This window comes from Acinetobacter towneri (assembly GCF_001758345.1).
Taxonomy (GTDB): domain Bacteria; phylum Pseudomonadota; class Gammaproteobacteria; order Pseudomonadales; family Moraxellaceae; genus Acinetobacter; species Acinetobacter towneri_A.
The window spans coordinates 230,193-256,473 of record NZ_MKQS01000001.1; the positions used below are offsets into that span (position 1 = coordinate 230,193).

General features: G+C 39.9%; 26 protein-coding genes, 1 tRNA gene and 2 pseudogenes. 21 read left to right on the plus strand and 8 right to left on the minus strand.

Annotation, left to right across the window (positions count from 1 at the left end):
* Window positions 1–14: 14 nt before the first annotated feature.
* Both BJN41_RS15780 and BJN41_RS01030 read left to right on the plus strand, forming a co-directional pair.
* A complete protein-coding gene (locus tag BJN41_RS15780; RefSeq protein ID WP_019836642.1) occupies window positions 15–209 on the plus strand; it encodes a hypothetical protein in 195 nt (64 codons plus the stop codon).
* Window positions 210–418: 209 nt separating this feature from the next.
* On the plus strand, window positions 419–772 hold the full coding sequence (locus BJN41_RS01030; RefSeq protein WP_070152361.1) for a hypothetical protein: 354 nt from the start codon (window positions 419–421) through the stop codon (window positions 770–772).
* A 356-nt stretch (window positions 773–1,128) separates the two neighbouring features.
* Here BJN41_RS01030 and BJN41_RS15520 read toward each other — a convergent pair whose 3' ends face one another.
* Complete coding sequence (locus tag BJN41_RS15520) at window positions 1,129–1,290, minus strand: hypothetical protein (RefSeq protein WP_158006182.1); 162 nt, start codon at window positions 1,288–1,290, stop codon at window positions 1,129–1,131.
* A gap of 214 nt (window positions 1,291–1,504) precedes the next feature.
* A tRNA-Arg gene (locus BJN41_RS01035) sits at window positions 1,505–1,580 on the minus strand.
* Between the two features lie 179 nt (window positions 1,581–1,759).
* On the opposite strand from BJN41_RS01035, the gene BJN41_RS01040 reads away from it, so the two are divergent.
* The 7 genes from BJN41_RS01040 to BJN41_RS01070 all read left to right on the plus strand — a co-directional run bounded on the left by BJN41_RS01040 (window position 1,760) and on the right by BJN41_RS01070 (window position 7,993).
* On the plus strand, window positions 1,760–2,695 hold the full coding sequence (locus BJN41_RS01040) for an ABC transporter ATP-binding protein (protein WP_070152365.1): 936 nt from the start codon (window positions 1,760–1,762) through the stop codon (window positions 2,693–2,695).
* Window positions 2,692–3,465: an ABC transporter permease gene (locus BJN41_RS01045; protein ID WP_070152368.1), complete on the plus strand. Its 774-nt coding sequence runs from the start codon at window positions 2,692–2,694 to the stop codon at window positions 3,463–3,465. Before BJN41_RS01040 ends, BJN41_RS01045 begins: the two co-directional genes overlap by 4 nt.
* Window positions 3,465–4,280: an NADPH-dependent 7-cyano-7-deazaguanine reductase QueF gene (gene queF / locus BJN41_RS01050; protein ID WP_070152371.1), complete on the plus strand. Its 816-nt coding sequence runs from the start codon at window positions 3,465–3,467 to the stop codon at window positions 4,278–4,280. Before BJN41_RS01045 ends, queF begins: the two co-directional genes overlap by 1 nt.
* Before the next feature lie 18 nt (window positions 4,281–4,298).
* Window positions 4,299–4,949, plus strand: coding sequence for a hypothetical protein (locus BJN41_RS01055; RefSeq protein WP_070152374.1), 651 nt, complete (start codon window positions 4,299–4,301; stop codon window positions 4,947–4,949).
* Window positions 4,950–5,400: 451 nt separating this feature from the next.
* Window positions 5,401–6,402 carry a lytic murein transglycosylase B gene (mltB, locus tag BJN41_RS01060; RefSeq protein ID WP_019836572.1) on the plus strand — a complete coding sequence of 334 codons (1,002 nt, stop codon included), beginning with the start codon at window positions 5,401–5,403 and terminating at the stop codon, window positions 6,400–6,402.
* A 295-nt stretch (window positions 6,403–6,697) separates the two neighbouring features.
* A complete protein-coding gene (locus BJN41_RS01065; RefSeq protein ID WP_019836571.1) occupies window positions 6,698–7,306 on the plus strand; it encodes a septal ring lytic transglycosylase RlpA family protein in 609 nt (202 codons plus the stop codon).
* A gap of 231 nt (window positions 7,307–7,537) precedes the next feature.
* The gene (locus tag BJN41_RS01070) at window positions 7,538–7,993 is read left to right on the plus strand and encodes a DUF962 domain-containing protein (protein WP_019836570.1); all 456 of its coding nucleotides are present in this window, start codon (window positions 7,538–7,540) and stop codon (window positions 7,991–7,993) included.
* Window positions 7,994–8,027: 34 nt separating this feature from the next.
* On the opposite strand, the gene BJN41_RS01075 is transcribed toward BJN41_RS01070, so the two are convergent.
* The 3 genes from BJN41_RS01075 to rpsB form a co-directional block, all read right to left on the minus strand.
* On the minus strand, window positions 8,028–8,552 hold the full coding sequence (locus BJN41_RS01075; RefSeq protein ID WP_070152688.1) for a DUF3465 domain-containing protein: 525 nt from the start codon (window positions 8,550–8,552) through the stop codon (window positions 8,028–8,030).
* A gap of 189 nt (window positions 8,553–8,741) precedes the next feature.
* Window positions 8,742–9,617 (minus strand): translation elongation factor Ts, encoded by an 876-nt coding sequence (gene tsf, locus BJN41_RS01080; RefSeq protein ID WP_019836568.1) that lies wholly within the window; start codon window positions 9,615–9,617, stop codon window positions 8,742–8,744.
* Window positions 9,618–9,760: 143 nt separating this feature from the next.
* The gene (rpsB, locus tag BJN41_RS01085; protein ID WP_070152377.1) at window positions 9,761–10,507 is read right to left on the minus strand and encodes a 30S ribosomal protein S2; all 747 of its coding nucleotides are present in this window, start codon (window positions 10,505–10,507) and stop codon (window positions 9,761–9,763) included.
* Between the two features lie 207 nt (window positions 10,508–10,714).
* On the opposite strand from rpsB, the gene map reads away from it, so the two are divergent.
* The 5 genes and pseudogenes from map (at window position 10,715) to BJN41_RS01105 (ending at window position 14,937) form a co-directional block, all read left to right on the plus strand.
* On the plus strand, window positions 10,715–11,542 hold the full coding sequence (map, locus tag BJN41_RS01090; RefSeq protein WP_019836566.1) for a type I methionyl aminopeptidase: 828 nt from the start codon (window positions 10,715–10,717) through the stop codon (window positions 11,540–11,542).
* A 315-nt stretch (window positions 11,543–11,857) separates the two neighbouring features.
* Window positions 11,858–12,910: pseudogene (locus BJN41_RS01095) on the plus strand (OmpW/AlkL family protein).
* A gap of 195 nt (window positions 12,911–13,105) precedes the next feature.
* The gene (locus BJN41_RS01100) at window positions 13,106–14,317 is read left to right on the plus strand and encodes an MFS transporter (RefSeq protein WP_019836564.1); all 1,212 of its coding nucleotides are present in this window, start codon (window positions 13,106–13,108) and stop codon (window positions 14,315–14,317) included.
* Complete coding sequence (locus BJN41_RS15930) at window positions 14,310–14,444, plus strand: hypothetical protein (protein ID WP_019836563.1); 135 nt, start codon at window positions 14,310–14,312, stop codon at window positions 14,442–14,444. Before BJN41_RS01100 ends, BJN41_RS15930 begins: the two co-directional genes overlap by 8 nt.
* 67 nt (window positions 14,445–14,511) lie before the next feature.
* Complete coding sequence (locus BJN41_RS01105) at window positions 14,512–14,937, plus strand: VOC family protein (protein WP_019836562.1); 426 nt, start codon at window positions 14,512–14,514, stop codon at window positions 14,935–14,937.
* A 129-nt stretch (window positions 14,938–15,066) separates the two neighbouring features.
* Here the strand turns inward: BJN41_RS01105 and sthA are convergent, their stop codons facing one another.
* The gene (sthA, locus tag BJN41_RS01110) at window positions 15,067–16,482 is read right to left on the minus strand and encodes a Si-specific NAD(P)(+) transhydrogenase (protein WP_019836561.1); all 1,416 of its coding nucleotides are present in this window, start codon (window positions 16,480–16,482) and stop codon (window positions 15,067–15,069) included.
* 287 nt (window positions 16,483–16,769) lie between these two features.
* On the opposite strand from sthA, the gene lipA reads away from it, so the two are divergent.
* Together lipA and BJN41_RS15235 are read left to right on the plus strand one after the other, a co-directional pair.
* A complete protein-coding gene (gene lipA / locus BJN41_RS01115; protein ID WP_070152380.1) occupies window positions 16,770–17,783 on the plus strand; it encodes a lipoyl synthase in 1,014 nt (337 codons plus the stop codon).
* Window positions 17,784–17,917: 134 nt separating this feature from the next.
* Window positions 17,918–18,061 (plus strand): annotated as a pseudogene (locus tag BJN41_RS15235) (carboxymuconolactone decarboxylase family protein); the annotation flags it as partial.
* A 76-nt stretch (window positions 18,062–18,137) separates the two neighbouring features.
* Here BJN41_RS15235 and BJN41_RS01125 read toward each other — a convergent pair.
* Window positions 18,138–18,398 (minus strand): hypothetical protein, encoded by a 261-nt coding sequence (locus BJN41_RS01125; RefSeq protein ID WP_019836558.1) that lies wholly within the window; start codon window positions 18,396–18,398, stop codon window positions 18,138–18,140.
* A 207-nt stretch (window positions 18,399–18,605) separates the two neighbouring features.
* Here BJN41_RS01125 and BJN41_RS01130 point away from each other — a divergent pair, with 207 nt between their 5' ends.
* On the plus strand, window positions 18,606–19,118 hold the full coding sequence (locus tag BJN41_RS01130; RefSeq protein ID WP_026438039.1) for a tetratricopeptide repeat protein: 513 nt from the start codon (window positions 18,606–18,608) through the stop codon (window positions 19,116–19,118).
* 89 nt (window positions 19,119–19,207) lie between these two features.
* Here the strand turns inward: BJN41_RS01130 and BJN41_RS01135 are convergent, their stop codons facing one another.
* Complete coding sequence (locus BJN41_RS01135) at window positions 19,208–19,714, minus strand: cysteine peptidase family C39 domain-containing protein (RefSeq protein WP_070152691.1); 507 nt, start codon at window positions 19,712–19,714, stop codon at window positions 19,208–19,210.
* A gap of 220 nt (window positions 19,715–19,934) precedes the next feature.
* On the opposite strand from BJN41_RS01135, the gene ahcY reads away from it, so the two are divergent.
* The 4 genes from ahcY to BJN41_RS01155 all read left to right on the plus strand — a co-directional run bounded on the left by ahcY (window position 19,935) and on the right by BJN41_RS01155 (window position 26,151).
* Window positions 19,935–21,317 carry an adenosylhomocysteinase gene (gene ahcY, locus BJN41_RS01140; RefSeq protein ID WP_004972762.1) on the plus strand — a complete coding sequence of 461 codons (1,383 nt, stop codon included), beginning with the start codon at window positions 19,935–19,937 and terminating at the stop codon, window positions 21,315–21,317.
* A 183-nt stretch (window positions 21,318–21,500) separates the two neighbouring features.
* On the plus strand, window positions 21,501–22,337 hold the full coding sequence (gene metF / locus BJN41_RS01145; RefSeq protein WP_004972760.1) for a methylenetetrahydrofolate reductase [NAD(P)H]: 837 nt from the start codon (window positions 21,501–21,503) through the stop codon (window positions 22,335–22,337).
* Window positions 22,338–22,378: 41 nt separating this feature from the next.
* Window positions 22,379–23,095 carry a 16S rRNA (uracil(1498)-N(3))-methyltransferase gene (locus BJN41_RS01150; protein ID WP_019836555.1) on the plus strand — a complete coding sequence of 239 codons (717 nt, stop codon included), beginning with the start codon at window positions 22,379–22,381 and terminating at the stop codon, window positions 23,093–23,095.
* Between the two features lie 185 nt (window positions 23,096–23,280).
* The gene (locus BJN41_RS01155) at window positions 23,281–26,151 is read left to right on the plus strand and encodes an EAL domain-containing protein (RefSeq protein ID WP_070152383.1); all 2,871 of its coding nucleotides are present in this window, start codon (window positions 23,281–23,283) and stop codon (window positions 26,149–26,151) included.
* The last annotated feature ends 130 nt before the right edge of the window (window positions 26,152–26,281 follow it).

Genomic DNA, 26,281 nt, shown 5'->3' on the forward strand with positions numbered 1-26,281 from the left:
GCTATTTCGATTTATTGGAAAATCCAGATACTTCACAAAAAGTACGCAAACAGTTCCTTTGCAAAGACTGGCCTGATATCTATTACAAGCAGTACGTCCCTGCTTTAAAGCAACTTTCACCAGAATATACCGATGAAGAATTAAGTCAGGCACTCGATAGAGCCGTGGACTACTACAAAGAAAAGTATGTGATTGACTGCAATCAGTAAAGTAAAGCTCGTGCCATATCTAGTTACTACTGTCTAATTAAGGTCAATCGCAATCCTCACCTGTTATAACGAAGTAGCGCAAAACAAACTCATCAATGCCTATCGATGGGTTCTTTTTGTGTAATAACTCTGTAACAGTGGATTTAAACGTAGTTTTATACCATTTATTATATTTACTCTAATGTTTAGAAGACAAAAAGGAAAATAAAATGAAATACGTGTTAGGTGCAACTCTTATAGCTCTAGCGATCACTGGCTGTACTTCGACTCCAAATAAAGAAGTAACGCGCGAAAACGTGATACGCAATGCCCCTGAAAACACACAAGTTATCAGTTTTGTAGGCCCTAATGATTTAAAACTTTACCTAAAATCATCTGACCTATTTGAAACTGCACAAATGATTGATGGATCGGGTGAAGTTTATCATCTTAAACGCGCTGTTTCTGGTAGTGGAGTTCGCTTAGCGAATGATGATGGTGTTTCTATTCACTTCAAAGGCGGTGAAGGTATTGTCGAGTTTGAAAAAGACAAGCCGATCAGTATTACTGAAGTAAAAAAATAAAGTATCTAGTGAAAATCAACCCACCCCAGCGGTGGGTTTTCTTTTGCCTATTACCGCTTATAGTTTAAAATCTAATAACAATAAAACTTTGACCATACAAAAAATCCTCCTGACCAGCTTACTTTTCACTATCACTCTTAACGGTTCCAAAAGGAACCTGAATATTAGAGGCATCATCTACGGCGCATCATGATTCAAAAATGATTGAATAATTTAAGGCTGCTGATGAAAAGATGAGTAATTTTCTAGATCAATTAGATAGTCCGAACAGATCAATAGAAATCAGTAAGAAAATTATCTGCAAAGACTACCCTGAATACGCAAAAGAATATGTTCCTGTCTTTCTAAAAAATTAATCAAAATATGGGCAATGTAGCACCACTATGTTCTATTAATTCCTGGCTGCCTTCAATTTCCATTTCAAAGCCATTCCACTCATAACCCATCTTAAAAAACAGTTCTTGAGCTTTATCAAATTCTTTATTTGTTGGAGTAGCTGTACATAATCTTTGCATCATCCTTATTTCAATTCTTATTAATAGAAGACTTAAACCAATTTTTATATAAAATCAGTGCAATTGTAGAAATATCAACATAATAGAAAAAAATTTCGGGAATCTTGAAATATTAGCTTACAAAGTGGTGAAATTAATTATGAGTACACAAATGAGTACACAAGACATAATTTTTACTTATATTGTTCTTTAAAATCAGATATTTAACATATTAATATGGTGCGCTCAGCGGGACTCGAACCCACGCCACAGGCTTCGGAGACCTGTACTCTATCCAGTTGAGCTATGAGCGCGCGCTGCACATCATAACAAAAAATTGCTGAAGGTAAAGCAACTATATGTATGTTACGTATTTTTATGCTTATGCTTTAAACAATGTTCCAAACTTGGAACAAAGAATTCCATGTAACTTACTTGGTTTATTGATACGGATCGCTCACAATAGTAGCTCTATTCCTCAAGTGAGAATTTCATGACTGATGCATTGACGTTAAGAGACGTGTCAAAGACCTATCGAAATGGTTTCCAAGCACTCAAAGGAATTAATTTGACCGTTCCTGAAGGTGAGTTTTATGCCCTACTTGGACCTAATGGTGCAGGTAAATCTACAACCATTAGCATCATCAGTTCTCTCACCAAAAAAACGGCAGGTACTGTCGAAATTTTTGGGCATAATCTAGATACCCAACCATCCCATGCCAAGCAATGTTTAGGGGTAGTACCGCAAGAATTTAACTTTGGTCAGTTTGAAAAGACCTTTGATATTTTGGTCACACAAGCAGGATATTACGGTATTTCAAAAAAAGTTGCCGAACAACGTGCCGAAGAATATTTAGAAAAACTAGGCTTGTGGGTTAAGCGTGCCACTCAAGCGCGAATGCTGTCTGGCGGTATGAAACGTCGTTTAATGATTGCACGTGCCATGATGCACGAACCGAAACTGCTTATTTTGGATGAACCCACTGCAGGTGTAGATATTGAGCTGCGTCGTTCAATGTGGGATTTTTTAACAGAGATGAATGATAAAGGCACCTCAATCATTCTCACTACCCACTATTTAGAAGAAGCCGAAATGTTGTGTCGTCGTATCGCGATTATTGATCGTGGAGTGATTAAAGAAGACACTTCCATGAAAAACTTCTTAAACCAGTTAAGTGAAGAATCTTTTATTTTCGATTTAGCTGAACCGATTCAACCCATTCATTTAGATATTATTGGTGTACGTTTCAACTTAATTGATGCAGTGACCCTAGAAGTCACTATGGATAAAGCTCATACCCTAAATGATTTATTCCAACTCTTAGAAGCACAAGGCATTCGCGTGCGCAGTATGCGTAATAAGTCCAACCGTCTAGAAGAGTTGTTTGTCAAAATGGTCGAAAAAAATTTAGATGGAGCTGCGCAATGAATTTTACTCAACTACGGATTGCACTCTATACCTTAGTGCATAAAGAAGTTCGTCGTTTTATGCGCATATGGCCCCAAACCTTGCTTCCGCCAGCCATCACCATGAGTTTGTACTTTGTGATTTTTGGTAATTTGGTCGGTTCGCGTATTGGTGAAATGGGCGGCTTTAGCTATATGCAATTTATTGTGCCTGGCTTAATTATGATGGCGGTCATCACTAACAGTTATGCTAACGTATCTTCCAGTTTTTTTAGTGCAAAATTCCAGAAAAGCATTGAAGAACTGATTATGAGTCCTGTACCGTTACATGCCATTTTATGGGGCTATGTTTTGGGTGGTGTTATCCGTGGTGTATTGGTCGGCATTATTGTCACCACCATGAGTTTATTCTTTACTGACCTTTATATTACCAATTGGTTTGTCACCATTTACACAGTATTAATTACGTCCTTTTTATTCTCATTAGGTGGCTTTATTAATGCTGTTTATGCAAAATCGTTTGATGATATTTCCATTATACCGACTTTTGTACTGACTCCACTGACTTATTTAGGTGGTGTATTCTATGCCATTAGTGCCTTAAGCCCTTTTTGGCAAAATCTCTCTTTAATTAACCCTGTGGTGTATATGGTTAATGCTTTCCGTTACGGCATTTTAGGACATAGTGATGTCAACGTGACGATTTCATTATCTGTGATTACACTATGCTGCGCAGTGCTTTATGGTATTGCCTATCATTTACTTTCTCGTGGTTCAGGAATGCGTGAATAATGAGTGTTGAACAATCTCTCCTTGGTAAAGACACCAATTATCCTACAGAATATCAACCCGATATTTTATTCCCTATTTCACGTGCTGCTGCACGTGAAAAATATGCAGATGTTGAGGGAATCCAACTCGGGCAAGACTGGTGGCACGTTTTTGAAATTTCGTGGTTGAATGCCGCAGGTGTTCCACAGGTTGCGATTGGTCGGATTGCGCTACCTGCTTCATCACCTAACCTGATCGAATCAAAATCATTAAAGCTCTACTTTAATAGTATGAACTTTACTCGCTTTCAGTCTGAAGCCAATTTCATTGAAACTGTTGAGCATGATTTAACGGCTGCAGCACAAGCACCTGTTACGCTAACTTTATTTAAGGTTGATGATTTGGCAATTAGCCAACCTGAAGGTATTTGTATTGATCAGCTCACGCCTGAGCGTTTAGAGCAGCATCCTGACCCAAGTTTATTGCAATTCGATTTAGAACAAGCGGAAGATATAGAGGTACAACTTTTCTCACATTTATTACGCAGCAATTGTCCTGTCACAGGACAACCTGACTGGGGCACGGTTTTTATCCGTTATCAAGGCAAAAAACCTTGTTATCGCAGTATTTTGGCTTATATTATTTCTTATCGTCAGCATAATGGTTTCCATGAACAATGTGTGGAACAGATGTTTGCAGACATCTGGCAAAAATTCGCACCAGAAAAACTGATGGTATATGCAACCTATACACGTCGTGGTGGTTTAGACATTAACCCTTGCCGTGTATCGGACTTAACATGGATGCCTCGCCCTATTCGTTTAGCGCGACAATAACAACATTGAGGTTGAACAATGCCATTTTTTGGATTCATTCCATCTGCAGAATTATTAAATACGATTGAAACTGCACAACAGAAAAAAAATTCAAGTGAGCCGCTGTACCCACTGCGCGACAAAACCGCATTAATGATTAATGAAGAAATCATTGATGCCATTTTAACCGAGTTGGTACGTCGTTTTCCTGCCAGCGATAAACGCGACACTGCCGAAAAACTTGCGGGCTATGTCAAATCTACCGTTGCAGTACTCCTAAAACAATTATTAAGCAAAGCGCCAAATGATGTCGTGAAACAATCGATTGAATTTTCTGAGCGCAGTAGCTTTAAAGATGCAGCAGGCAATGCACGTGTAGGTGAAACGCTCGATGCAAGTTTAGTGACCAACCTGAAACACAACTATGCCGAAATTCAAGCAGGCAATGAAGTGAACAAAGCTGCTTTAACCGAACTATATAAACAGTTTGCAGAAGCGACGGTACGCCACTTTATGAGCGACTTTAACAAAACCCTCGATTTGGGCATGATTAAGCGTAAAGCAGCAGATATTGGCGCAGCAGCGGTAATTAAAGCTGTCCATATTGCGGTGGATAAAATCATCCCAAATTTAACCAAAGAGGAACTCTTGGTTTTAGCGGAATATCACGACACATTATTCCATCATTAATATCAGTAAGTTGAGCTGCTGATCAGTTTTAAGCCCTTTTTTGCATATTATGTGCGAAATAGCGAGAATCGCACTTGCTATACGCTTCTTACACAGCACAAACTGAAGATGCAGCATTCCTAAAAGATGTAACCAACCTACCCAATGCCTGATTTCGATCAGGCATTTTATATGCAGTTGAAGATTGTGATATGGCTGCAACTTTTACACAATAAAGAATAACTTTTTGCACCTAAATTGAATTTTGTTACAAATCCTGCGCGCTTTTTACACATTCTTTGTCTATTTTTGTATAAGTTTTTGCAAGCCAGTCACGCATGAATGCTATCTTAGTCGCTTGCTTCGCTTTCGCAGTTTGGCCCCAATAGCGGCTTATTCTTCATATATAAAGCAACTTATTTACTGCATATAAATAAGTTGTGTAAATCATCAATTTGGAATTTACCCCAACATGTTCAATCTTGATTTTTATAACAAATTAAAACGTCTTTCTTTACTCATTGGTGCATTTTCTATTACCAGTTTTTGTCAGGCCAATGATTTCCAAAATCATCCGTCTTATGCCAGTTTTAAACAAAAAACCATGCAGACCTATGGCTTAAGTGCAGCACAAGTTGATTGGGCGATGGAAGGCTCTAAAAACTTACCGAATATCATCAATATCATGAACCGCCCAGGCGAAAGTAAGCCATGGTACGACTATAAAACCAATTTTCTTGCAGAAAGCACTATTCAACGTGGTGTGCGCTTTAAACAACAATATGCAGACACCCTCAATCGTGCTGAACAGCAATTTGGTGTACCGCAATCCATTATTTTAGGCATTTTAGGTGTAGAAACAGGCTTTGGAAGCAATAAAGGCTCTTTTGTAACCCGTGATGCCCTTGCCACCTTAGGCTTTGGTTATGAACGTCGTGCAGAATACTTTAAAGATGAACTCGCGGCACTGATCGCATGGTCATATAAAGATGGTGTGCCAACTTCTTCAATTGTTGGTTCTTATGCAGGCGCTGTTGGTTATCCGCAGTTTATGCCTAGCAATATTCCAAAATTTGGGGTCGATTATGACGGGAACGGACATATTGACCTACGTAACTCGGCAGTCGATGCCGTTGGCTCTATTGCGAATTATTTGGCGCAACATGGGTGGCAGCGTAATCAACCCATTGCATTTGCTGCTCGATATACAGGTAACAATCCTGACAACGTCATTGCCAAAGATTTAACCCTGCCAACGCCTTATGGGGTTTTAAAATCGCAAGGGGTGATGCCAATGAATCCCATTGTGCAAATAGATGACCTTGACTTGGTCAATGTCATTCAATTACAAGAAAATTATGGTCATATCTACTATATAACCTATCCAAATTTTCAGGTGATTACGACTTATAACCGTAGCCGTATGTATGCGACTGCACTGTGGTTATTGGGCACTGAAATTGCGAGTCGCTAAGCAAAAAATTAAGTGAAGAACACGAAAGTCAAGAAATATTTCCAACAATTTGATCACAAAACCAACTTTTTACACACTATGTTACAATATTGATTATTTTTTAATCAATTAGAGTTGGTTTTTGGTACTTTTTGTCATTATTTTCGTATAAAGACTAGACACCTTTAGTAAGGGATGAATATTATCCATTTCGTCAAATGTAGTCGAAAAAGTGAAATTACAGACAGGATTACCACTATTTCAATCAGTTAAGAGCGAAATTAAGTTAATAATTCTGTCTTCAGGAGTTCAAACCATGCCCAGTCCACTTAAATACTTACTTGCACTTTCTGCAGCTGTTGCCCTAAGTCAGTCGCAAGCTGAAATGGTGCAATCATCATTCAACAATGATAATGAGTCATCTAGCCTAGCTGCGCGTGTACTCAACAAAGAAACACAAAGTTTTAATTCACATTTCTCAAATTTAAATAGCCTTTCAATCACCGAACGTTCAGGTGACCAAATCCGTCGTCAAACGATTGCAGCGAAAATTGAAATTCCTGCTGAAGAGCCTTCAGTGATTGAAAAGTTAAACGCAGTGGCATCGAACACTGTACGTAAATTTAGCCAAACAGGTATGGCATCTTGGTACGGTCGCCAATTCCACGGTCGTAAAACTGCAAGCGGTGAAACATTCGACATGAATGCAATGACTGCTGCACACCGTAGCTTGCCGCTAAACTGCTATATTCGCGTAACCAACAAAAACAATGGTAAAAGCGTTGTAGTTAAAGTAAATGACCGTGGTCCGTTCCATGGCAACCGTGTACTTGATCTTTCTTATGGCGCTGCAAAACAATTGGGCATCACTAATGCAGGTACTGCCAAAGTAAGCATCGAGCGTATTGACGGTCCAAACTCTTAATATTCACTTACACGATTTCGCATTTGACTTAAAAGCCACAGCAATGTGGCTTTTTTAATGCCTGTAAAATTTATAACCACCCTATGCATCTATGCACTCAGATGATTTACACCAATTTTGTGGCTACTTCATGATGAAAATATAATTACTGTTTTGACCACCTCTTTGTTCTCAGTTATATTTTATACAGTTAAACAATAACAACGGATGATCGGTCTACAGGAGTAGCACATGAAGACAGTAAGTGAATGGCTCGATGAATACAGCGACAGCCATCAAAATAAAACCAATAAATTAATTCACTGGGTTTGCGTACCTACGATCTTTTTTTCAATTGTCGGCATATTGGCTCATTTCAGTGCTTTACTGACGACTTTACTTCTGGTGCTCAGTTTTATTTTTTATGCACGTTTAGATTTGATTCTTGCAGTTGCAATGGCCGCTTTAATGCTGGTAATGGCATGGCTGATCTATGTTTTGCCTATGGGTATGGGTTTTTATATCGCAATTTTTGTTTTGGCGTGGATTGGACAGTTTTATGGTCACAAAATTGAAGGGAAAAAGCCTTCATTCTTCAAAGATCTCCAATTTCTTCTCATTGGCCCAATTTGGTGCATGGATGCCTATTTAGGTAAAATCCTACCCTCTTGGAAAACACGTCGTAAAAACAGCATTATGAGCGTTTAAACGCTATATCCTATTTTCATTATCGGAAGAACCTTTATTGATAGGTTCTTCCTTGATGTTTTAACCATCCACCCACGTGTCTATTTGCTGGATCATGATGTGTCCAGTGAATCACCCCACCCTTATCTGAGTATTCATATTCACCAAAAAACTCAACGATATCGCCTTTGGCAAGGCTAGTAATTCGTGGTGCAAGATCAATATTATGTGCAACCAACACAGTTTGCCCATTATTCAGTTTTAAAATAAATTTTTGATGCCGTGAGCCTTCGTTGTCATCTGCCAACACTGCAATGACCTGCCCACTCGCATGAACTTGTAGATTACTCTGGCTACGCTCAAATGCACGTTCAATCAGCTGAACACCCTGAGCATCTTGTCCTTGCAGCTTATCTCGCTGTAGGTTCGACTGTTCTTTTTCAGTTTGCGATGTGCGCGTAGTACTTGTAGTTGGCGCGTTTGATGTTTCAGACTGAAACTGTTGTAAATCTATGCAAAAAAATGCAGCAATTAACACTACAATAATTGCGCCTATGCCTAAATTCTTTTTATTTGCCATATAACCTTCTTGTTCTGATTCCAAACTATAAGATGAAGTTAGTTAGTTATAAAATACTGATTTAAAATAATATTTATAGTTTTATATCAATATTTATGCCTCAATTGCAGATCGAAAAAGCTATATTCACAAAAAAGCCCCAAAATAAATTGGGGCTTTTCTTACAAAATGTTTTACGTTCAGTAAAAATTATTTTGCAGCAGCTTGAGCAGCAGCAACTTCTTCAGCAAAGCTCATTTCTGCTTTTTTCTCAATACCTTCACCCACTTCGAAACGAACGAATTGAGCAACAGTAGTACCAGTCGCTTTTAATACTTCAGCAACTTTCTTCTCGTTGTCAATTACGTACATTTGACGATCAAGCGCAACTTCGTTCAAGTATTTTTCAACTGAACCAGTGACCATCTTCTCTACGATGTTTGCAGGCTTACCAGATTCAACTGCTTTCGCTTCTGCAATTTCTTTCTCTTTAGCGATAAGATCAGCAGGAACTTGTTCAGCAGTAACAGCAACTGGGTTAAATGCAGCAACGTGCATTGCAATACCTTTACCAGTTGCATCATCACCTGTGTAAGAAACAACAACACCGATTTTTAAACCGTGCTTGTACACAGCAAGGTTTTCGCCTTCAACGATTTGTGCACGACGAACTTGAATGTTTTCACCAATTTTTTGAACAAGTGCAATACGCGTTTCTTCAACAGTTGCGCCATCTTCAAGTTTAAGCTCAGCAATTTTAGCAGCATCAGTTTCGTTTGCAGCAAGTGCAGCAGCAGCAACTTTCGCAGAGAAACCAGCAAAGTTTTCGTCTTTTGCAACGAAGTCAGTTTGACAGTTTACTTCTAAAAGAATCGCTTTGTTGCCTTCTTGAACGATTGTGATTGCACCATCAGCAGCAATGTTACCTGCTTTTTTAGCAGCTTTTGCTTGACCAGATTTACGAAGGTTGTCAATCGCTAATTCGATGTCACCGCCCGCTTCTGTTAATGCTTTTTTACATTCCATCATTGCTAGACCAGTACGATCACGCAATTCTTTAACCATGCTTGCTGTAACTGCAGTCATGTTTATCTCCTAAAATCGGTAGAAAATGAATTCTTTTTTTAACAGAAACGGCCCAGAGGGTGTCTCTTGGGCCGTCTGCATACATGACGCTTACTTTGCCACCATCACATGTCGCAAAAATGACAAGCTTACGTCAAAACGCATTAAGCCTCAGAAGCAGGAGCTTCTTCGCCTTTTGCTTGAGCATTGGCTTGAGTTTGAGCGTATTCTTTACCAGCAATGATCGCATCAGCCATTGAAGAAGCGTAAAGTGTTACTGCACGGATCGCATCGTCGTTACCCGGAATAACGTAGTCTACGTTGTCTGGGTTAGAGTTTGTATCAACGATACCAATTACAGGAATACCTAAGTTTTTAGCTTCTTTAATTGCAATCGCTTCGTGATCAACGTCAATTACGAATAATGCGTCAGGTAAACCACCCATGTTTTTCACACCGCCTAAAGCGCGCTCAAGTTTTTCCATCTCACGGGTACGCTCTAAAGCTTCACGTTTAGTAAGCTTAGCAAAAGTACCGTCAGTAGACTGAACTTGAAGATCTTTTAAACGGCTGATAGATTGGCGAAGTGTTTTCCAGTTCGTCAACATACCACCTAACCAACGGTGATCTACATACGGTTGACCAGCACGTTGAGCTTGTTCACGGATGATTGCAGAAGCAGCACGTTTTGTACCAACGAACAAAACTTTGTTCTTTTTGCTAGCCAATTGGTTTGCAAAGTTCAAAGCATCATTTAACGCAGGAACAGTGTGCTCAAGGTTGAWGATGTGAATTTTGTTACGCGCACCAAAGATGTATTGACGCATCTTTGGGTTCCAGAAACGTGTTTGGTGACCAAAGTGTGCGCCAGCTTGAAGAAGGTCGCGCATGCTTACGTTGTAATCTGCCATTTTCTTTACCTTAAAGTTTGGGTTAGGCCTCCATATATCCGCATTCTCCACCCCAAAGGGCACCCAGAGTAATGTGACGATATATGTGCGGATTTTTAATTTCCCTTTTACCACGCCGCATGAAACATATTCATAAAAAGCATTTGATAAAATGGGCGGCTATTTATACCATAGTCACATATAAATTTCCAAAAGTTTTTAGAGATCATGAACAGTACTTATCAAGCGCCTCGTCGATTAATTAAAACCGAAGATGAAATTGAGAAAATGCGGGTAGCGGGACGACTGGCAGCGGAAGTTTTGGATATGATCAAGCCACATATCAAACCAGGTGTAACTACACTTGAGCTTGATACGATTTGTCACGATTATATTGTCAATGTACAACATGCCATTCCAGCCTGCCTAGGCTATGGTGCTGCCCCGGGTCGTCCAGCCTTCCAGCATACTATCTGTACTTCGGTAAACCACGTGGTCTGTCACGGTATTCCATCTGAAAACAAGATATTGAAAAAAGGTGATATCCTGAATATTGATGTCACGGTCATTAAAGATGGCTACCACGGCGATACCAACATGATGTACGTGGTGGGCGGTGAAACTTCTATTCTTGCCAACCGTCTATGCAAAGTAGCACAGGAAGCCATGTACCGCGGTATGCAAGTTGTAAAACCGGGCGCGACCATTGGTGATATTGGTCATGCCATCCAGAAATATGTCGAATCTGAGCGCTTTAGTGTTGTGCGCGAATATTGCGGTCACGGCATTGGAACAACCTTTCATGATGAACCACAAGTGCTGCATTATGGCCAGCCAGATACCGGCATGATTTTAGAAGAAGGCATGACCTTTACCATTGAGCCAATGGTGAATGCAGGCGTTTGGCAAACCAAATTACTGGGTGACAAATGGACTGTGGTGACCAAAGATCATAAACTTTCAGCGCAATATGAACACACTATTTTAGTGACTAAAGACGGTCTAGAAGTCCTGACTGCACGTCCTGAAGAAGACCTGTCGCGTTTCCAGTCTTAAGCTGTCATTGGCGTAAAAACTAAAAAAAATGTCAGAAAGGTCACATTTATGTGGCCTTTTTTATCACCCCAAATTCCTACTTAAAACTTATTAATCAAAAACTTATATAAGGATTTAGGTTTCATACCTAAAAAATGTATTCATTATTTCAAGCTACACAAGTCATAAACAAGTCACAGAGCAGCAAACTTATTTTTAGAATGTTACAAATGTAATAAAACAATCTTCTTCAAAAACAACAGTCTTGCTTTATCTAACTATTAAATAATGGCCCCTTATAAAAACGAGCAATAAATTGGACATGGAGTCCCTTATATGAAGAAGACCTTATTATTTGCCAGCACGCTGTTGGCCTTACCTGCTGTTTCTTATGCCTCACCGTATTTTAGTCTACAAGATGGTGATGGATTTAAACGCTTTTCTGTATCGGTCGGTGCACTGCATGTTATGCCGCAAGGCAAGGCACAACCTTTTCGAGTCAATACAGCTATTCAAAATGGCTACACAGCCGATGTCGGTGAGGTTCAATCCCAAACTGTAAAAGATAATTTACGCGACGGTTTTGAGCCACCCGTATTATTAAGTGGGGCATTAAATTTGCTGCCTACCGTTCCTGCCAACATGAGTGGACAAGCCACAATTTCAGGTTTGGAACAATGGGATAATCCTGGTACAGGTTTAGAAGCAGATGATGTCACCACGCTGGGTATCATCAGCAACTATTTCTTTACCGATAATATTTCCTTTGAAGTCAAAGGTGGTATTCCCCCTAAAGTTGATTTACAAGGCAAAGGTAAAATCTATGCACCCTTTTCAGCAATTGCACGTCCATTAGGTGGTGCATTGGGTGAGCTTGAATTACAAAATGATATTTTCATTACCGATTTAGAAGCACATGGCCCTGCTGCATCTGCCCGTGCATGAACACCTGCATTTGAGTTTCAATACCATTTTGGCAAAACTGGTGTAAATAAATTCCGTCCTTATGTCGGTGTCGGTTTAATGTACGCTTATTTTAATGAATTAGAAATTAACCCACGCACTGAACAAGACCTAATCGCCGCAGGTCACATGATTGCAAATATTAAAGAAGGAAAAGCGGGCGCATCTTTAGAAGGCACACCAAGTGCAGCCAACCCTAAAGTTGAATTAGACGCCACCGATGCCTTTGCACCCGTTGCCACTGTCGGCTTTACCTATGACTTTAATGAAAAATGGTTTGCGGTCGGTTCTGTATCTTATGCACATCTTAAAAACAAAACCACCATTACTGTGACCGATGCTAAACACGGCGAACTCATTCACTCCAAAGCCGATATTGAAGTGAATCCGATCATTGCATACGCAGGTTTTGGGATGCGCTTTTAAGCTATAATTTTACTCTTCCCACTTTTAACTAAAAATAAGACGGCTACGGTCGTCTTATTTTTTTTTGTACTTTTTAATTAAAGTAATCGCTTCAATCTTGATAACTCAATTTTATCATTTGATGAATTTTATTTTATCGCGATCCTGAGCTGAATCGACTACCATAGCAGTCTGTTTGCTGTTGTTGGATGCCTTATGTCGAATGCTCAATTTTCCAAACCTCTGATTTACATGTTAATTGGAAGTGCCATTATTTTGGCATTATCGCTTGGGGTTCGGCATGCATTTGGTTTGTATTTGGTGCCTATGAGCCATGAATTTGGTTGGGGACATAATGTCTTTAGTTTAGCCATTGCCACGCAAAACCTGATTTGGGGTGCAGTCCAACCCATCACAGGTGCTTTTGCAGACAAATACGGCAGTAAAATTGTAGTTGCAGTCGGTGGCGCACTATATGCACTCGGCTTATTACTTATGGCCGTCAGCTCAACAGGCTTATTGCTAAATTTAAGTGTGGGTTTAATTTTAGGATTGGCGCTTTCTGCGACCTCATTCCCTGTACTACTTTCTGCAGTGGGTCGTGCTGCTCCTCCAGAAAAGCGTAGCCTTGCAATGGGTATTGCCAGTGCTGCAGGCTCGTTTGGGCAATTTATCATGTTGCCATCGACCTTATTGTTATTACAAAGTGTAGGTTGGTCGGGCGCATTAATTGTCAGTGCGATTTTAATTGTCTTGATTGTTCCTTTGGCATGGATGCTCAAAGCACCCATGTATCAAAACCCTAATGCAAGTTCAGTCAGCCAACCCGCTTTAGGCTTTAAACAAGTTTTGGTGATTGCCAAAAACCATAAACCCTTTTGGTTTTTAGCTTTGGGCTTTTTTGTCTGTGGTTTTCAAGTGGTGTTTATCGGGATTCACCTCCCTAGCTACTTAATTGATCATGGCTTTAATGCAACCACAGGCACAGTTTTTCTAGCACTCGTGGGTTTATTTAATATTGTAGGCACCTATACCGCAGGTTGGTTAGGCGGTCGCTATTCGAAACCGCACTTGCTGATGTGGCTTTACGGACTACGCGGTATTGCCATTATCGTCTTTTTAATCCTGCCTTTAAGCATCTGGACAATTTATGCATTCGGGATCATTATGGGCTTATTGTGGTTATCTACAGTGCCTTTAACCAATGGTATTGTGGCAAATATGTTTGGAATTAAATACCTGACCATGCTCAGTGGCATTGTGTTTTTCACACACCAAGTCGGCTCTTTTTTTGGTGGATGGCTTGGCGGTTTAAATCACGACCTGACAGGTAACTATAATGTTATCTGGATTGTTTCTATTGCTTTAAGTGCGTTTGCGGTCTTGGTACATTTTTGGGTAGATGAGGAGCACGTCATTCATGATTAATTCTTTATTGAATTTTAAAGTATTGCTCACACTCGCAATCACTGCCCTTTTTGGCTTGTCGATTTTTTTATGGATGCAAACGCCACAACTGTTTGAATATTTTAATCAGGCGTTTTGTGCGCATTAAAACGCGATTTCTAAAATATTAAGTCGATTTTGCTACTCAAAACTCCGCTTTAGACATGGAGCGTCTTATGCAGATTCAATTGCATCGTGGAAGATTGATTGACCATATTCATCTTGTGGTGAATGACCTTGAGGCAAGTCGGGCATTTTATACTGCCATATTAGCGGTGCTAGATATTCCAGTTATGGGAACTACCAATGATCACTTTTGGGCAGATGAACTCTTTATCTCGTCAGTAGAAAGCCCTGCCGCACAAGGTACACTCACTGGGCGTCATCATCTCGCCTTTCAAGCTAAAAATCGTCAAATGGTCAATGCTTTCTATCTTGCAGCATTGGCGCATGGTGGTAGATGCAATGGCAAACCTGATGAACGTGCTTATCATCCTGATTATTATTCAGCTTATGTGCTTGATCCTGATGGCAACAATATTGAAGCTGTCTTTCATGGCGAAGCACAACGCAGCGCAGCATCAGTCATAATTGATATTTAACGCTCTCTGTTCCATAGATTAACGCCTCTCCTGTGCATAAATTTCCTTACAGCAAATCAATAAAAAACACCCCACAAGAATGATCTTATAGGGTGTTTTAAATTTTTTTTTGCGCTCTAGCAGAATCACTTAAAACAAACGATTCATCCCATTTAAGGTCGCGACACGATACGCTTCCGCCATGGTTGGATAGTTGAATGTAGTTTCCACAAAATACTTAATGGTATTGTTCGGGCTGTTCATCACCGCCTGACCAATGTGGATAATCTCTGCCGCATTATTACCAAAGCAATGCACGCCCAAGACTTCTAAAGTGTCACGGTGGAATAAAATCTTCAATTCGCCCACAGTATCACCCGTAATTTGCGCACGTGCCAAATGACGGAAAGATGCCTGACCAACTTCATAAGGAATTTTTTCTTCCGTCAATTCCTGCTCAGTTTTACCAATCGAAGAAATTTCAGGAATGGTATAAATACCTGTTGGAATATCGGTCACAGGTGCAACATTTTCTTCGCCACTCATATTTGCACCCGCACAACGACCTTGGTCATAGGCAGCAGATGCCAACGAAGGCCAGCCAATCACATCACCCGCAGCATAAATATTCTCTACTTCGGTTTGATATTGATCATTCACTGTTAATTGACCACGGCTGTTTGGTTTCAGTTCTACATTTTCTAAACCTAAACCATCGGTATTCCCTGAACGTCCGTTACACCACAAAATCGCATCGGCTTTGATTTTCTTACCACTTTGCAAATATAAAACCACGTGATCATCAAAAGTTTCTAAATGATCAATTTGCTCGTTGTGACGAATTAGCACCCCTTGCGCACGCAAGTGATATGACAAAGCATCTGAAATTTCATCATCCAAATAGCTGAGCAATTTATGCTGAGTATTAATCAAATCAACCTTATGATCTAAACCAATGAAGATGGATGCATATTCGCAACCAATCACACCCGCCCCATAAATAATGATTTTTTGAATTGAGAAATCTAAATCCAAAATTTTGTCTGAATCAAATACACGCGGATGATTGAAATCTAACATTTCTGGACGATATGGACGGCTACCTGTCGCAATCACAATTTGCTGACACCTCATGGTTTCTTTAATGCCATCGGCACCAAATACCAAGACCGTATTTTTATCTTGGATATAAGCACGACCATGATAAATCGCAATTTCGTTACGGTCATAAAAGCGAGAGTGCGTTTCAACTTGCTGCTGAATAACTTTATGTGCACTTTGCAACACTTGTTTCATGGTGAACTGACGCCAATCACCCATTTTTTTAAACATCGGGTCACGGCGATAACGGATAATATTCGACACTGTCTGACGCAATGCTTTACTTGGAATGGTGCCCACATGAGTACAGTTACCGCCAAGCTGCTCACGAACATCTACAATCGCAACCCGCTTACCTGATTTGGCAAGTTTCATTGCCGCGCCTTCACCCGCTGGGCCTGAACCGAGAACAACCGCGTCATACTTCACGAAAGTTCCACTAACGACCTCTTTTTTACGTGGCATTCAACGCTCCTTTTCTTTAAATCTGTCTTTTCAATGGGCTATATTATGACGTAAATCTTTTGAATTTTCTGTATTTACTGTGCATATATTACGTGATAACCACATTTTTTATATGAATATCGTTTTTACCCAATTTAAGCACAATTTCGTTATAATAATCATCTTATGATGAAGTTAAGGTGACATTTTACTTTGGCACTTAGATTCGGTTTAAACAGATTCTATTTCACGTAAAATCTACCCTACACTATATCTCTCCCCTTTCAAAAACAGTGGAAAAGTTGAATATGTCTGCAAACCGTAAACCAGAACAGGGTGTCAAACTTCGTGGTGCTGAAAAAGTCGCACGTATTCCTGTAAAAGTTATTCCTACGGTTGAAACGCCTCGTAAGCCTGACTGGATTCGGGTCAAAATGACGGCCCCAGAAGAAGTTCAACGCATTAAAACCACTTTGCGTCAGCAAAAATTGCACACCGTTTGTGAAGAAGCTGCTTGTCCAAACCTGCCAGAATGTTTTGGCGGCGGTACAGCAACCTTTATGATCATGGGTGATATTTGTACGCGTCGCTGCCCGTTCTGTGATGTTGCGCATGGTCGTCCAAATGCATTAGATCCTGAAGAACCACGCCACATGGCAGAAACCATTGCCAACTTAGGCTTAAAATATGCCGTGATCACCTCTGTAGACCGTGATGACTTATTAGATGGTGGTGCACAACATTTTGTCGATTGTATTAAAGAAACTCGTTCTTTAAGCCCAAATACGTTGTTGGAAATTTTGGTGCCAGACTTTCGTGGTCGTATGGATATTGCACTACGCATTATGACCGAATGTCCGCCAGATGTTTTTAACCACAACATTGAAACTGTGCCACGCTTATATAAAGCGATGCGTCCGGGTTCAGACTATCAGCATTCTTTAAACTTGCTGAAAATGTTTAAAGAATATTGCCCAGATATTCCAACCAAATGCGGTTTGATGGTGGGTATTGGCGAAACTGAAGAAGAAGTCATTGCACTGTTAGATGATCTTAAAGCACACGATGTAGATTATGTGACCATTGGTCAATATTTACAGCCATCTAAAGAGCATGCACCAATTGACCGTTTTGTAACACCTGAAGAATTTGAGCGTTATACAGCGCATGGTCAAAAGTTAGGTTTTAAAAATATTTGGGCTGCACCAATGGTACGTTCAAGTTATTTTGCAGACCGTCAATATTATGGCAAACCTGTACCAACAGTACGTCGTAAAGCTGACCCTGCTAAAAAAATTAGCGTACAAACCATTGAAGCTTAACACTCGCTTATTTCAAAATTTGTGATAATGCTAAAACAGCCCCGACTTTATGTTTGGGGCTTTTTTTATGCCTAATGGATTCACTTTGGCAGGTCGATACGGATATTTTTGATTATTTACGACCAAGTGCGCATCGTGTTGCACTAAATAACGAGGCAAGTGTCGAAGAAATTCAGGAAGTCTTGTTACACAGCTTGCCTTATTGTGGCGCACCTGCAACTCAGGAAGCTTTTCGCGCAGCGTTGGAAGTTTTGGCAGAACACACTGCAAATACTTAAACGCAATCTAAATCAAAACATATAAACCCTCGGCATTTCACTGAAACTATTCCGTGAAATATCGATGTGATTGAATTTAAATCCAATACACATTAAAGCTATAAAAGAACTCATTTAACTCAAAGCGCACCTGATAACCTAAATCAGTCAGCTGTGCCGATAAATTCCGAATATCTTCTAAAGGTAAATGTTTTGGCAGCACGCTAAAAACTGCAGTATTGCCCTGCTTAGCATTCTCTTCAATTAAAGACGCCAAACGCTGCTTGTACAATTCAATATCTAGCTTGGCATGATCTGAATAAACTTTTGCTTGTTCAGCAGTTAAAAAATTTGCCATCTTATTGTTCTCATCATGTCGTTATTTAAGATTCAGCATATTGAAAGTTGATAATATCGCTCAAGTGATTTTTTGTTATTGTCTGCATAATTGAATAATCAACAGAGCCTAGTTTTAGAAAATAAAATCACATCGAAGATGGCTTTTTCCCTGCAGACCTTTTAGGCTATCGCACATTCTTATGTTGTAATTTTGCTGGATAGCATTATGTCAGAATCTGTTTCAATCTCCCCTGCGCTAATGAACCGCGCCATTGCAGGACAAGCCGATGCCCAATTTGAAGTGGCGGTGCTGTATATGCAAAGCGATTTTAATGAAGATATTGAACTTGCTGAACAATGGGCACTCAAAGCAGCCGCAAATGGACATATCGAAGCCATGTATTGGCTTGGTGAAGGCTATACCGTATATGCCAAAGACATTCAGCAAGATGACCCTGAAGATGCCAAACAACATTTTGAAGATGCTTTTGTCTGGCTCAAAAAAGCCAGTGATGCACAACACCCTGCAGCTATTTTAGAGTTGGCAGGCTATTACCGTCGTGGTGATGTTGTTGAGCAAGATGTCGCTCGCTCTGTCGCATTGGTTCAGCAAGCTGCTGAACTAGGCGAAGTACAAGCCATGCGTGACCTTGCTTTTATTTATGCAAATGCTTTGGGTGTAGATACTGATGAAAACAAAGCTGAATATTGGACACAAAAAGCCGATGCAGCGGAGTAATTGATTTTTCTAGCCGATCAATTGATGGGCTAGATAATTTTTGCATAATTCGAACCGTCATTGAATCAAGCTTAGACTTTTAATAATGCTTAAACTTCGACCACTATTACTTGTCTGCAAATACCCGCTTGCTGACGCTGTTGTTCAAACACAGCCGCAGGCATCGGCTCAAAACTGTCAAAGAAACAAATTTCTGCATCATCAATTGAATATAGCAATGAGTGATTGCCCACGCCTTCTAAAGTGTCGTAATAGACGATTATAAATTTATTTTCATCAAATGCGTGCTGAATTTGCTGATAGCCGATTGCCGCCAATACAGGCAATTTAAGCTGTTTAGCTTCGGCATAACTTAACTTTTCTGCATCTTGTATATCTGGGTCAGGGTCAGTATAAAACTGCACATTAAAGCCAAACTTTTTCAGTCCAACAGCCAAACCAATTGTGGTTGTGCCCTGCTCTGGCGTATAACCACACACTTCAATCAATTGTTGAATATCGGCATCAATTCCTAAGTGTCGTAGCAACATCCACACTGCGTAAATCCCGCCGTTGGCTTCTAAATTTGCCAACTCTTGAGGAAGCTCTAAAGCCATCATTCAATCTCAAAAATATGTTTGTAGTGATAATAAACAAAACATGATTGGAACTGAATCAATTTCCAAGTACAATATCGCGCTAGTCGAGGGATGCTGCGACGTTTTACAGGCACGAAATGTAAAATCGCCAGGCTCGACCAGCATAGCAACGCGTTTGCTATGCAAGAAACGGCATCCGCGAACTGAATGATCAATTGTTTTTTATAAGGAGATCGTGATGAACGCGGTTAATGCTTCATTTACAGATTATAAAGTTGCCGATATCACACTAGCTGATTTTGGTCGTAAAGAAATCAAACTTGCAGAAGCAGAAATGCCAGCCCTTATGGGTTTGCGTAAGCGCTACTCAGCTGCAAAACCTCTTGCAGGCGCGAAAATTCTCGGCTGTATCCACATGACCATTCAAACTGCTGTTTTAATTGAAACGCTAGTTGAATTGGGCGCAGAAGTTCGTTGGACTTCTTGTAACATCTTCTCTACTCAAGACCACGCTGCTGCAGCAATTGCTGCTTCAGGTGTGCCTGTTTTTGCTTGGAAAGGCGAAACTGAAGAAGAATATGTATGGTGTCTCGAACAACAAATTAATGTAAATGGCACACCATGGGATGCCAACATGATTTTGGACGATGGCGGTGACTTAACTGCACTTGTTCACGAAAAATATCCTGCATTATTAGAGCGCATTCACGGCATTACTGAAGAAACCACTACGGGCGTACAACGTCTAATTGAAATGTGGAAAGATGGTTCTTTAAAAGTGCCTGCAATTAACGTCAACGACTCTGTGACTAAATCTAAAAACGACAATAAATACGGTTGCCGTCACTCACTCAACGATGCAATTAAACGTGGTACAGACATGCTATTGTCTGGCCGTCGTGCATTGGTGATTGGTTACGGTGATGTGGGTAAAGGTTCTGCACAATCTTTACGACAAGAAGGCATGATTGTTCGTGTTTCTGAAATTGACCCAATTTGTGCAATGCAAGCATGTATGGATGGTTACGAAGTTGTATCTCCATACAAAAATGGCGTACAAACAGGCAATAAAGCAGACGTTAACCTAGAGCTGTTAGAAAATACTGACTTGATTGTGACTACAACAGGTAACTATCATGTGTGTGATGCGGCAATGCTAGATACACTTAAAGCAGGCGCTGTTGTATGCAACATTGGTCACTTCGATACTGAAATCGACACCAACTACTTACGTGGTTATAAGTGGGTTGAAGTGAAGCCACAAGTACACCAAGTGTATCGTTCAGAAAACGAAAACGATTATTTAATCTTGCTTTCTGAAGGTCGTTTAGTGAACTTGGGTAACGCAACAGGTCACCCATCACGTATTATGGATGGTTCATTTGCTAACCAAGTATTGGCACAAATGCACTTATTTGCAGAGAAATTTGCCGATCTTCCTGCCGATCAAAAACAAGCGGCAATTCGTGTTGAAATCTTACCGAAAAAACTAGACGAAGAAGTTGCTGCTGCAATGGTTGCTGGTTTTGGTGGTGTATTAACACAATTGACTCAAGTACAAGCGGACTACTTAGGTGTAGCTGTTGAAGGTCCGTTTAAATCGGATGCTTATAAATACTAAGTTTTTAATCCTTCTCCCTAACCCTCTCTCATAGGGAGAGGGAATGATTCATTGTTTAATGAATGTATTCGAGGGTAAGTCCTCTCCTGAGCAAGTTTAAAGCACTGCTTTTAAACCCAGCGCAAGAGAGGATTTAGGAGAGGTGAAAAAATATAAATAAGTATTTATAACAAGGATTTAATTATGACCAAACAAGTTCCTATTTCATTTGAATTTTTCCCATCTAAAACCGATGTAGGTGCAGAAAAACTCAAAGTTGTGCATCAAGAATTACAACTTTTAAATCCAGAGTTTTTTTCTATCACTTATGGTGCAGGTGGTTCTACTCGTGAACGTACTTTATCGACCATTAGCGACTTCAATGGCAAAGGCACACCTGTAGCGCCGCACCTGTCTTGTATTGGTGATGACAAAGCGCGTATTGCTGAATTGCTTGATATTTATAAAGCACAAGGCATTGACCGCATTGTGGCTTTGCGTGGTGATTTACCTTCAGGTCAAGTTGGTTTAGGCGAATTGCCGTATGCGTCTGACTTGGTGCGTTTTATTCGTGAACATTCAGGTGATCATTTTCACATTGAAGTTGCGGCTTATCCTGAAATGCATCCACAAGCAGACCACTTTGATCAAGACATTAAAAACTTTGTCACCAAAGTAAATGCTGGTGCCAATGCTGCCATCACCCAGTTCTTTTTTAATCCAGATGCGTACTTTTACTTTGTAGAACGTATTCAAAAGCAAGGTGTGAATATTCCTGTTGCGCCTGGCATTATGCCGATTACCAATGCCAGCAATTTAATTCGCTTTGCAGATGGTACAGGTGCAGAAATTCCACGCTGGATTCGTAAGCAATTAGCAACCTATGGTGATGACACAGCTTCAATCAAAGCCTTTGGTCATGAAGTGATTATTAAACTGTGCGAACGCCTGATTGCAGGTGGTGCACCAAGTTTGCATTTTTACACCATGAACAACACCGAACCGACTCGTCAATTAGTGACAGATCTTGGTTTGGCTTAAGCTGTATTTTTCATATTTATTGACTTGAACGAGTAATCCCTATGCCCCGTTTTTATATTGAGGCTGAATTAGCAGTAGATACACAAGTTGAACTGACTGAAACAGTATTTCATCACTGGGTGAAAGTACTACGCGCACAAGTCGGTGAAACCGCCACCTTGTTCAATGGGCAAGGTGGTGAATATGAAGTGGAACTGGTTGAAGTTACCAAAAAAACAGCGCTAGTGCAGATTAAAAGTTTTAATCCAGACAATCGCATCCCAAGCTTTAGCGCCTTATTAGGACAAGTAATGAGCAAAGGCGATCGTATGGATTATGCGATTCAAAAAGCGGTAGAGCTTGGCGTAACTAACATTCAGTTGCTCACCTCTGAACGCTGTGAAATGCGCTTAAAATATGACCGTGATCAAAAGAAAATAGATCATTGGCAAGGCATTACCATTGCAGCCTGCGAACAGTGTGGCATGAATATCGTCCCGAAAATTTTAGCCCCACTACGGTTAGAGGACTGGCTCAATAGCGACCTTCCTGCTACCAAATTAGTGTTAGCACCAAATAAAGATCAAGTCGATGTGTTAAACAACGCCAGCAAAGATTTGGCTTTATTAATTGGGCCTGAAGGTGGTTTAAGCGAGGCTGAAATTAGCGCTGCAAATGCTGTTGGCTTTCAAAACTGGTGTATTGGTTCTCGGATATTACGCACTGAAACCGCACCCGTGGTTGCTTTAGCAATCTTAAATTATCGCTTAGCTGAGTAATTTATCCACTTTTGCAGAAATCGATAGCCAATAACATTGCAATTTATAAAGCACAGGATTACTCTCGAAGAAGATCTTAAAAATTTTGCACAAAATTTAAACACAAACCGCAATAGTTTATGCATCAACGTAATGTTATTTAAAAATATAAATGATGGAATCATTTAACTAGATTTTGGGGAAGTATGTCAGACGCTCAAGATGAATTGTTGCAGCAATACTTAGATGCTGCGCAAATCACCAATACCATTCGGCTTATTCGATTCTTTTTGGTCAGCATCCTGATTGTTTGTCTGTATGTGTTTTTTATTTATCAAATTTCTTTCTCACAATCATCACCCTACCTCAATATCTGGTTTATTCTCACTGAACTGACCATTGGTTCGTGTTTACTGCTCACTGCGATTCACTTTAAAACGGGGCAATATCAACTCCAACATGCAGATCGCTGGTTAAAATTGGTATGTTTCTTAATTGGAACTGCAATCGCAGTTGGGGTAACTTTGCTGTATTACTTTTTACCCCATCAAAACCCTGAACTGAACATCCATGAAGCCATTATTCTAGCTGCCTTATTAATTATTGTGAGTCAAACCTTTGCCCTCACCTTTTTAACACAACGCTTGAGTTATTTTTGTTGGGTATTCATTCCAGTCATTACGCCCTATATTGCCGCGCAGTTTTTAATTCGCTCTGAAACTTCTGCTTTCTTTTTTCTGGCAACAAATTTTGCATTAATCACCTTACTCATTTGTGCCAATACTTCAATGCATATGCATCGTCGGTTATCGAGCGTCAATTTTAAAAACGACCAATTAAAAAAAGCCGCAGAGCAACAAGTTGACTGGACAGATCAACTCCGCCAACAATTGCAAGTGGAAATGAACAAATCTAAAGATATTGAATTACAACTGCAATTTAACAATCAAATGCTGGAACAAAAAATTAGAGAACGTACCTTTGACTTAGAACAAACCCATCTAGACTTAATCAATCAACAACATAGTTTAATTTTGGCACATGAAGCCGCAGGTATTAAAGCGTGGGACTGGAATATCCGAGAAAGAAGCATTGTCTTTGGCACTGGCTCACAGCAAACTCGTTTAAAAAATTCCAAAAAGCATCGGAATAAATTACAGCAATTAATTCACCGTGATGATATTGCACACCTTCATCAAACCATGAAAGAGCATTTACGTGGTCAGACAGAACGCTATCAAGCCACTTATCGCATTCAACATAATTCAGGTCAATGGTATTGGGTGCAAGATATTGGGCGGGTAATTGAGCGTGATCCTGTCACCAATAAACCTTTACGCATGGTCGGGGTTCGCCGTGACATTCACCAAGAACGAATTGCACAAGAACGCTTAAAACTCACTGCTAGCGTACTTGAACAAGCGGCTGAAGGTATTTTTATTTTAGATGAAAACCTGCGCTATATTGAAAGCAATCCATTTTATGCACAAATGAGTGGATTTCAACGTGACCATATTATAGGTAAATATCTGTTTGATCTAGTCAAATCCAACAAAGCAAATCCACGCATGACACAAGAGGAAATTGTTCAACAATTACTCAGCAAGGGTGAATATCATACTGAAAAGAGTATAAAATTCCGCTCAGGAAAAGAATTAGAAGTTCGTTTGCATATCAATGCAGTCAAAGATGAGCAAAACCGTATTATTAATTATATTGGAATTGTGTCTGATTTAACCGAACATAAACTAAAAGAACAGCGTTTATCCTATTTAGAAAATTATGATGCGCTGACCGATCTCCCCAATCGTTTTTATTATAATTATCAACTACATCAATATCTTATTTCACAGCAAGATTCATTGCAGCAATTGGCGGTCATTCGACTCAATATTGACCGTTTCAGACCTTTAAATGAATATTTATGCAATAATGGTGGCGATGAATTGCTCCGCCAAGTGGCGCAGCGTTTACGTATCACCAATGCCGAAGCGCTGTTTGTTGCACACTTAAATGGCGATGATTTTGCAATTGTTTATGAAATTTCTCACATTCGCCCTTCAATCGAAGAGCACTGTGAACGTATCACCAAAGCCTTTAATTTGCCGTTTAATGTACAGGGACAAGAACATATTATTACTCTGTCGATGGGGGTTTCCCTCTATCCTGAACATGGACGCCAGTTGGATTATCTAAATAATTGTGCTGAACAAGCCTTGTCTGAGGCTAAGCGTTTAGGTGGCAATACCATTAAATATTACACTTTAGACAACACCAAACTGCTAGAGCAAGATGTGCATTTAGAGCGTGACTTACGCCAAGCCATTAAAAATGATGAATTAATTGTATATTATCAACCTAAAATTGATTTCCATAACTATCAAGTGGTTGGGTTTGAGGCATTGGTACGTTGGCAGCATCCAAGCAAAGGCATTATTCCACCCAACCTATTTATTCCTATTGCAGAACAAACCAGTTTAATTTCCGATATTGGTCGAGTTGTGATTCAACAAACAGCCAAACAAATTCGTGAATGGAACCTGTTAGGTTTTGATCATATTCGAGTATCAGTCAATGTGGTTGCACAACAACTGCAACGTGGTCAATTACTTCAAGATTTAGATGATGCGATTAAAACCTATCAAATTTCAGGTGCAAGCTTAGTATTAGAAATTACAGAATCCTTTTTGGTGGAAAATTCCACAACCGTGAAGTCCTTATTAGATGAAATTAAACAACGTGATATTCATATTGCCTTAGATGATTTTGGTACAGGCTATTCTTCACTTTCTTACTTAACTGACTTCCCAATAGACATTTTAAAAATTGACCGTAGTTTTATTTCTAAAATTGGAAATACCAAACAAGAAGCCATTGTCAATGCCATCATTGCTATGGGCAAAGCCATGGACATGACTGTAGTGGCTGAAGGAATTGAAACTGAACAACAACTCCAATATTTGCAGAATTTAAAGTGTGATATTGCACAGGGTTATTTATTCTCTAGGCCTTTGCCTGAAAGTGAAGCGACTCAATTTCTAAAAGCAAATTTAGTATCCGCGCTTATCGCTCCTTAATCTTAAACTAGACCTAAAAGCTCCAAGTTTGTTCTAAAAATAAACAGTGACGACTGTGCTAAGAGGGCAAGTAATGGTATATTTCCATAAGATTCATAAAAATTCACCAGCATCGCTGGCCAACTTGTCA

What these genes read in the sequence shown, in the direction of transcription:
- BJN41_RS01150 (WP_019836555.1), top strand. Translation starts at nt 22,379, where the DNA reads ATGCCCCGTTTTTATATTGAGGCTGAATTAGCAGTAGATACACAAGTT.
- BJN41_RS15520 (WP_158006182.1), bottom strand. Translation starts at nt 1,290, where the DNA reads ATGATGCAAAGATTATGTACAGCTACTCCAACAAATAAAGAATTTGAT.
- BJN41_RS01130 (WP_026438039.1), top strand. Translation starts at nt 18,606, where the DNA reads ATGTCAGAATCTGTTTCAATCTCCCCTGCGCTAATGAACCGCGCCATT.
- BJN41_RS01030 (WP_070152361.1), top strand. Translation starts at nt 419, where the DNA reads ATGAAATACGTGTTAGGTGCAACTCTTATAGCTCTAGCGATCACTGGC.
- BJN41_RS01105 (WP_019836562.1), top strand. Translation starts at nt 14,512, where the DNA reads ATGCAGATTCAATTGCATCGTGGAAGATTGATTGACCATATTCATCTT.
- BJN41_RS01100 (WP_019836564.1), top strand. Translation starts at nt 13,106, where the DNA reads ATGTCGAATGCTCAATTTTCCAAACCTCTGATTTACATGTTAATTGGA.
- sthA (WP_019836561.1), bottom strand. Translation starts at nt 16,482, where the DNA reads ATGCCACGTAAAAAAGAGGTCGTTAGTGGAACTTTCGTGAAGTATGAC.
- map (WP_019836566.1), top strand. Translation starts at nt 10,715, where the DNA reads ATGAACAGTACTTATCAAGCGCCTCGTCGATTAATTAAAACCGAAGAT.
- tsf (WP_019836568.1), bottom strand. Translation starts at nt 9,617, where the DNA reads ATGACTGCAGTTACAGCAAGCATGGTTAAAGAATTGCGTGATCGTACT.
- ahcY (WP_004972762.1), top strand. Translation starts at nt 19,935, where the DNA reads ATGAACGCGGTTAATGCTTCATTTACAGATTATAAAGTTGCCGATATC.
- BJN41_RS01125 (WP_019836558.1), bottom strand. Translation starts at nt 18,398, where the DNA reads ATGGCAAATTTTTTAACTGCTGAACAAGCAAAAGTTTATTCAGATCAT.
- lipA (WP_070152380.1), top strand. Translation starts at nt 16,770, where the DNA reads ATGTCTGCAAACCGTAAACCAGAACAGGGTGTCAAACTTCGTGGTGCT.
- BJN41_RS01040 (WP_070152365.1), top strand. Translation starts at nt 1,760, where the DNA reads ATGACTGATGCATTGACGTTAAGAGACGTGTCAAAGACCTATCGAAAT.
- BJN41_RS01155 (WP_070152383.1), top strand. Translation starts at nt 23,281, where the DNA reads ATGTCAGACGCTCAAGATGAATTGTTGCAGCAATACTTAGATGCTGCG.
- queF (WP_070152371.1), top strand. Translation starts at nt 3,465, where the DNA reads ATGAGTGTTGAACAATCTCTCCTTGGTAAAGACACCAATTATCCTACA.
- BJN41_RS01070 (WP_019836570.1), top strand. Translation starts at nt 7,538, where the DNA reads ATGAAGACAGTAAGTGAATGGCTCGATGAATACAGCGACAGCCATCAA.
- mltB (WP_019836572.1), top strand. Translation starts at nt 5,401, where the DNA reads ATGTTCAATCTTGATTTTTATAACAAATTAAAACGTCTTTCTTTACTC.
- BJN41_RS01135 (WP_070152691.1), bottom strand. Translation starts at nt 19,714, where the DNA reads ATGGCTTTAGAGCTTCCTCAAGAGTTGGCAAATTTAGAAGCCAACGGC.
- BJN41_RS01065 (WP_019836571.1), top strand. Translation starts at nt 6,698, where the DNA reads ATGCCCAGTCCACTTAAATACTTACTTGCACTTTCTGCAGCTGTTGCC.
- BJN41_RS01055 (WP_070152374.1), top strand. Translation starts at nt 4,299, where the DNA reads ATGCCATTTTTTGGATTCATTCCATCTGCAGAATTATTAAATACGATT.
- BJN41_RS15930 (WP_019836563.1), top strand. Translation starts at nt 14,310, where the DNA reads ATGATTAATTCTTTATTGAATTTTAAAGTATTGCTCACACTCGCAATC.
- BJN41_RS01075 (WP_070152688.1), bottom strand. Translation starts at nt 8,552, where the DNA reads ATGGCAAATAAAAAGAATTTAGGCATAGGCGCAATTATTGTAGTGTTA.
- BJN41_RS01045 (WP_070152368.1), top strand. Translation starts at nt 2,692, where the DNA reads ATGAATTTTACTCAACTACGGATTGCACTCTATACCTTAGTGCATAAA.
- metF (WP_004972760.1), top strand. Translation starts at nt 21,501, where the DNA reads ATGACCAAACAAGTTCCTATTTCATTTGAATTTTTCCCATCTAAAACC.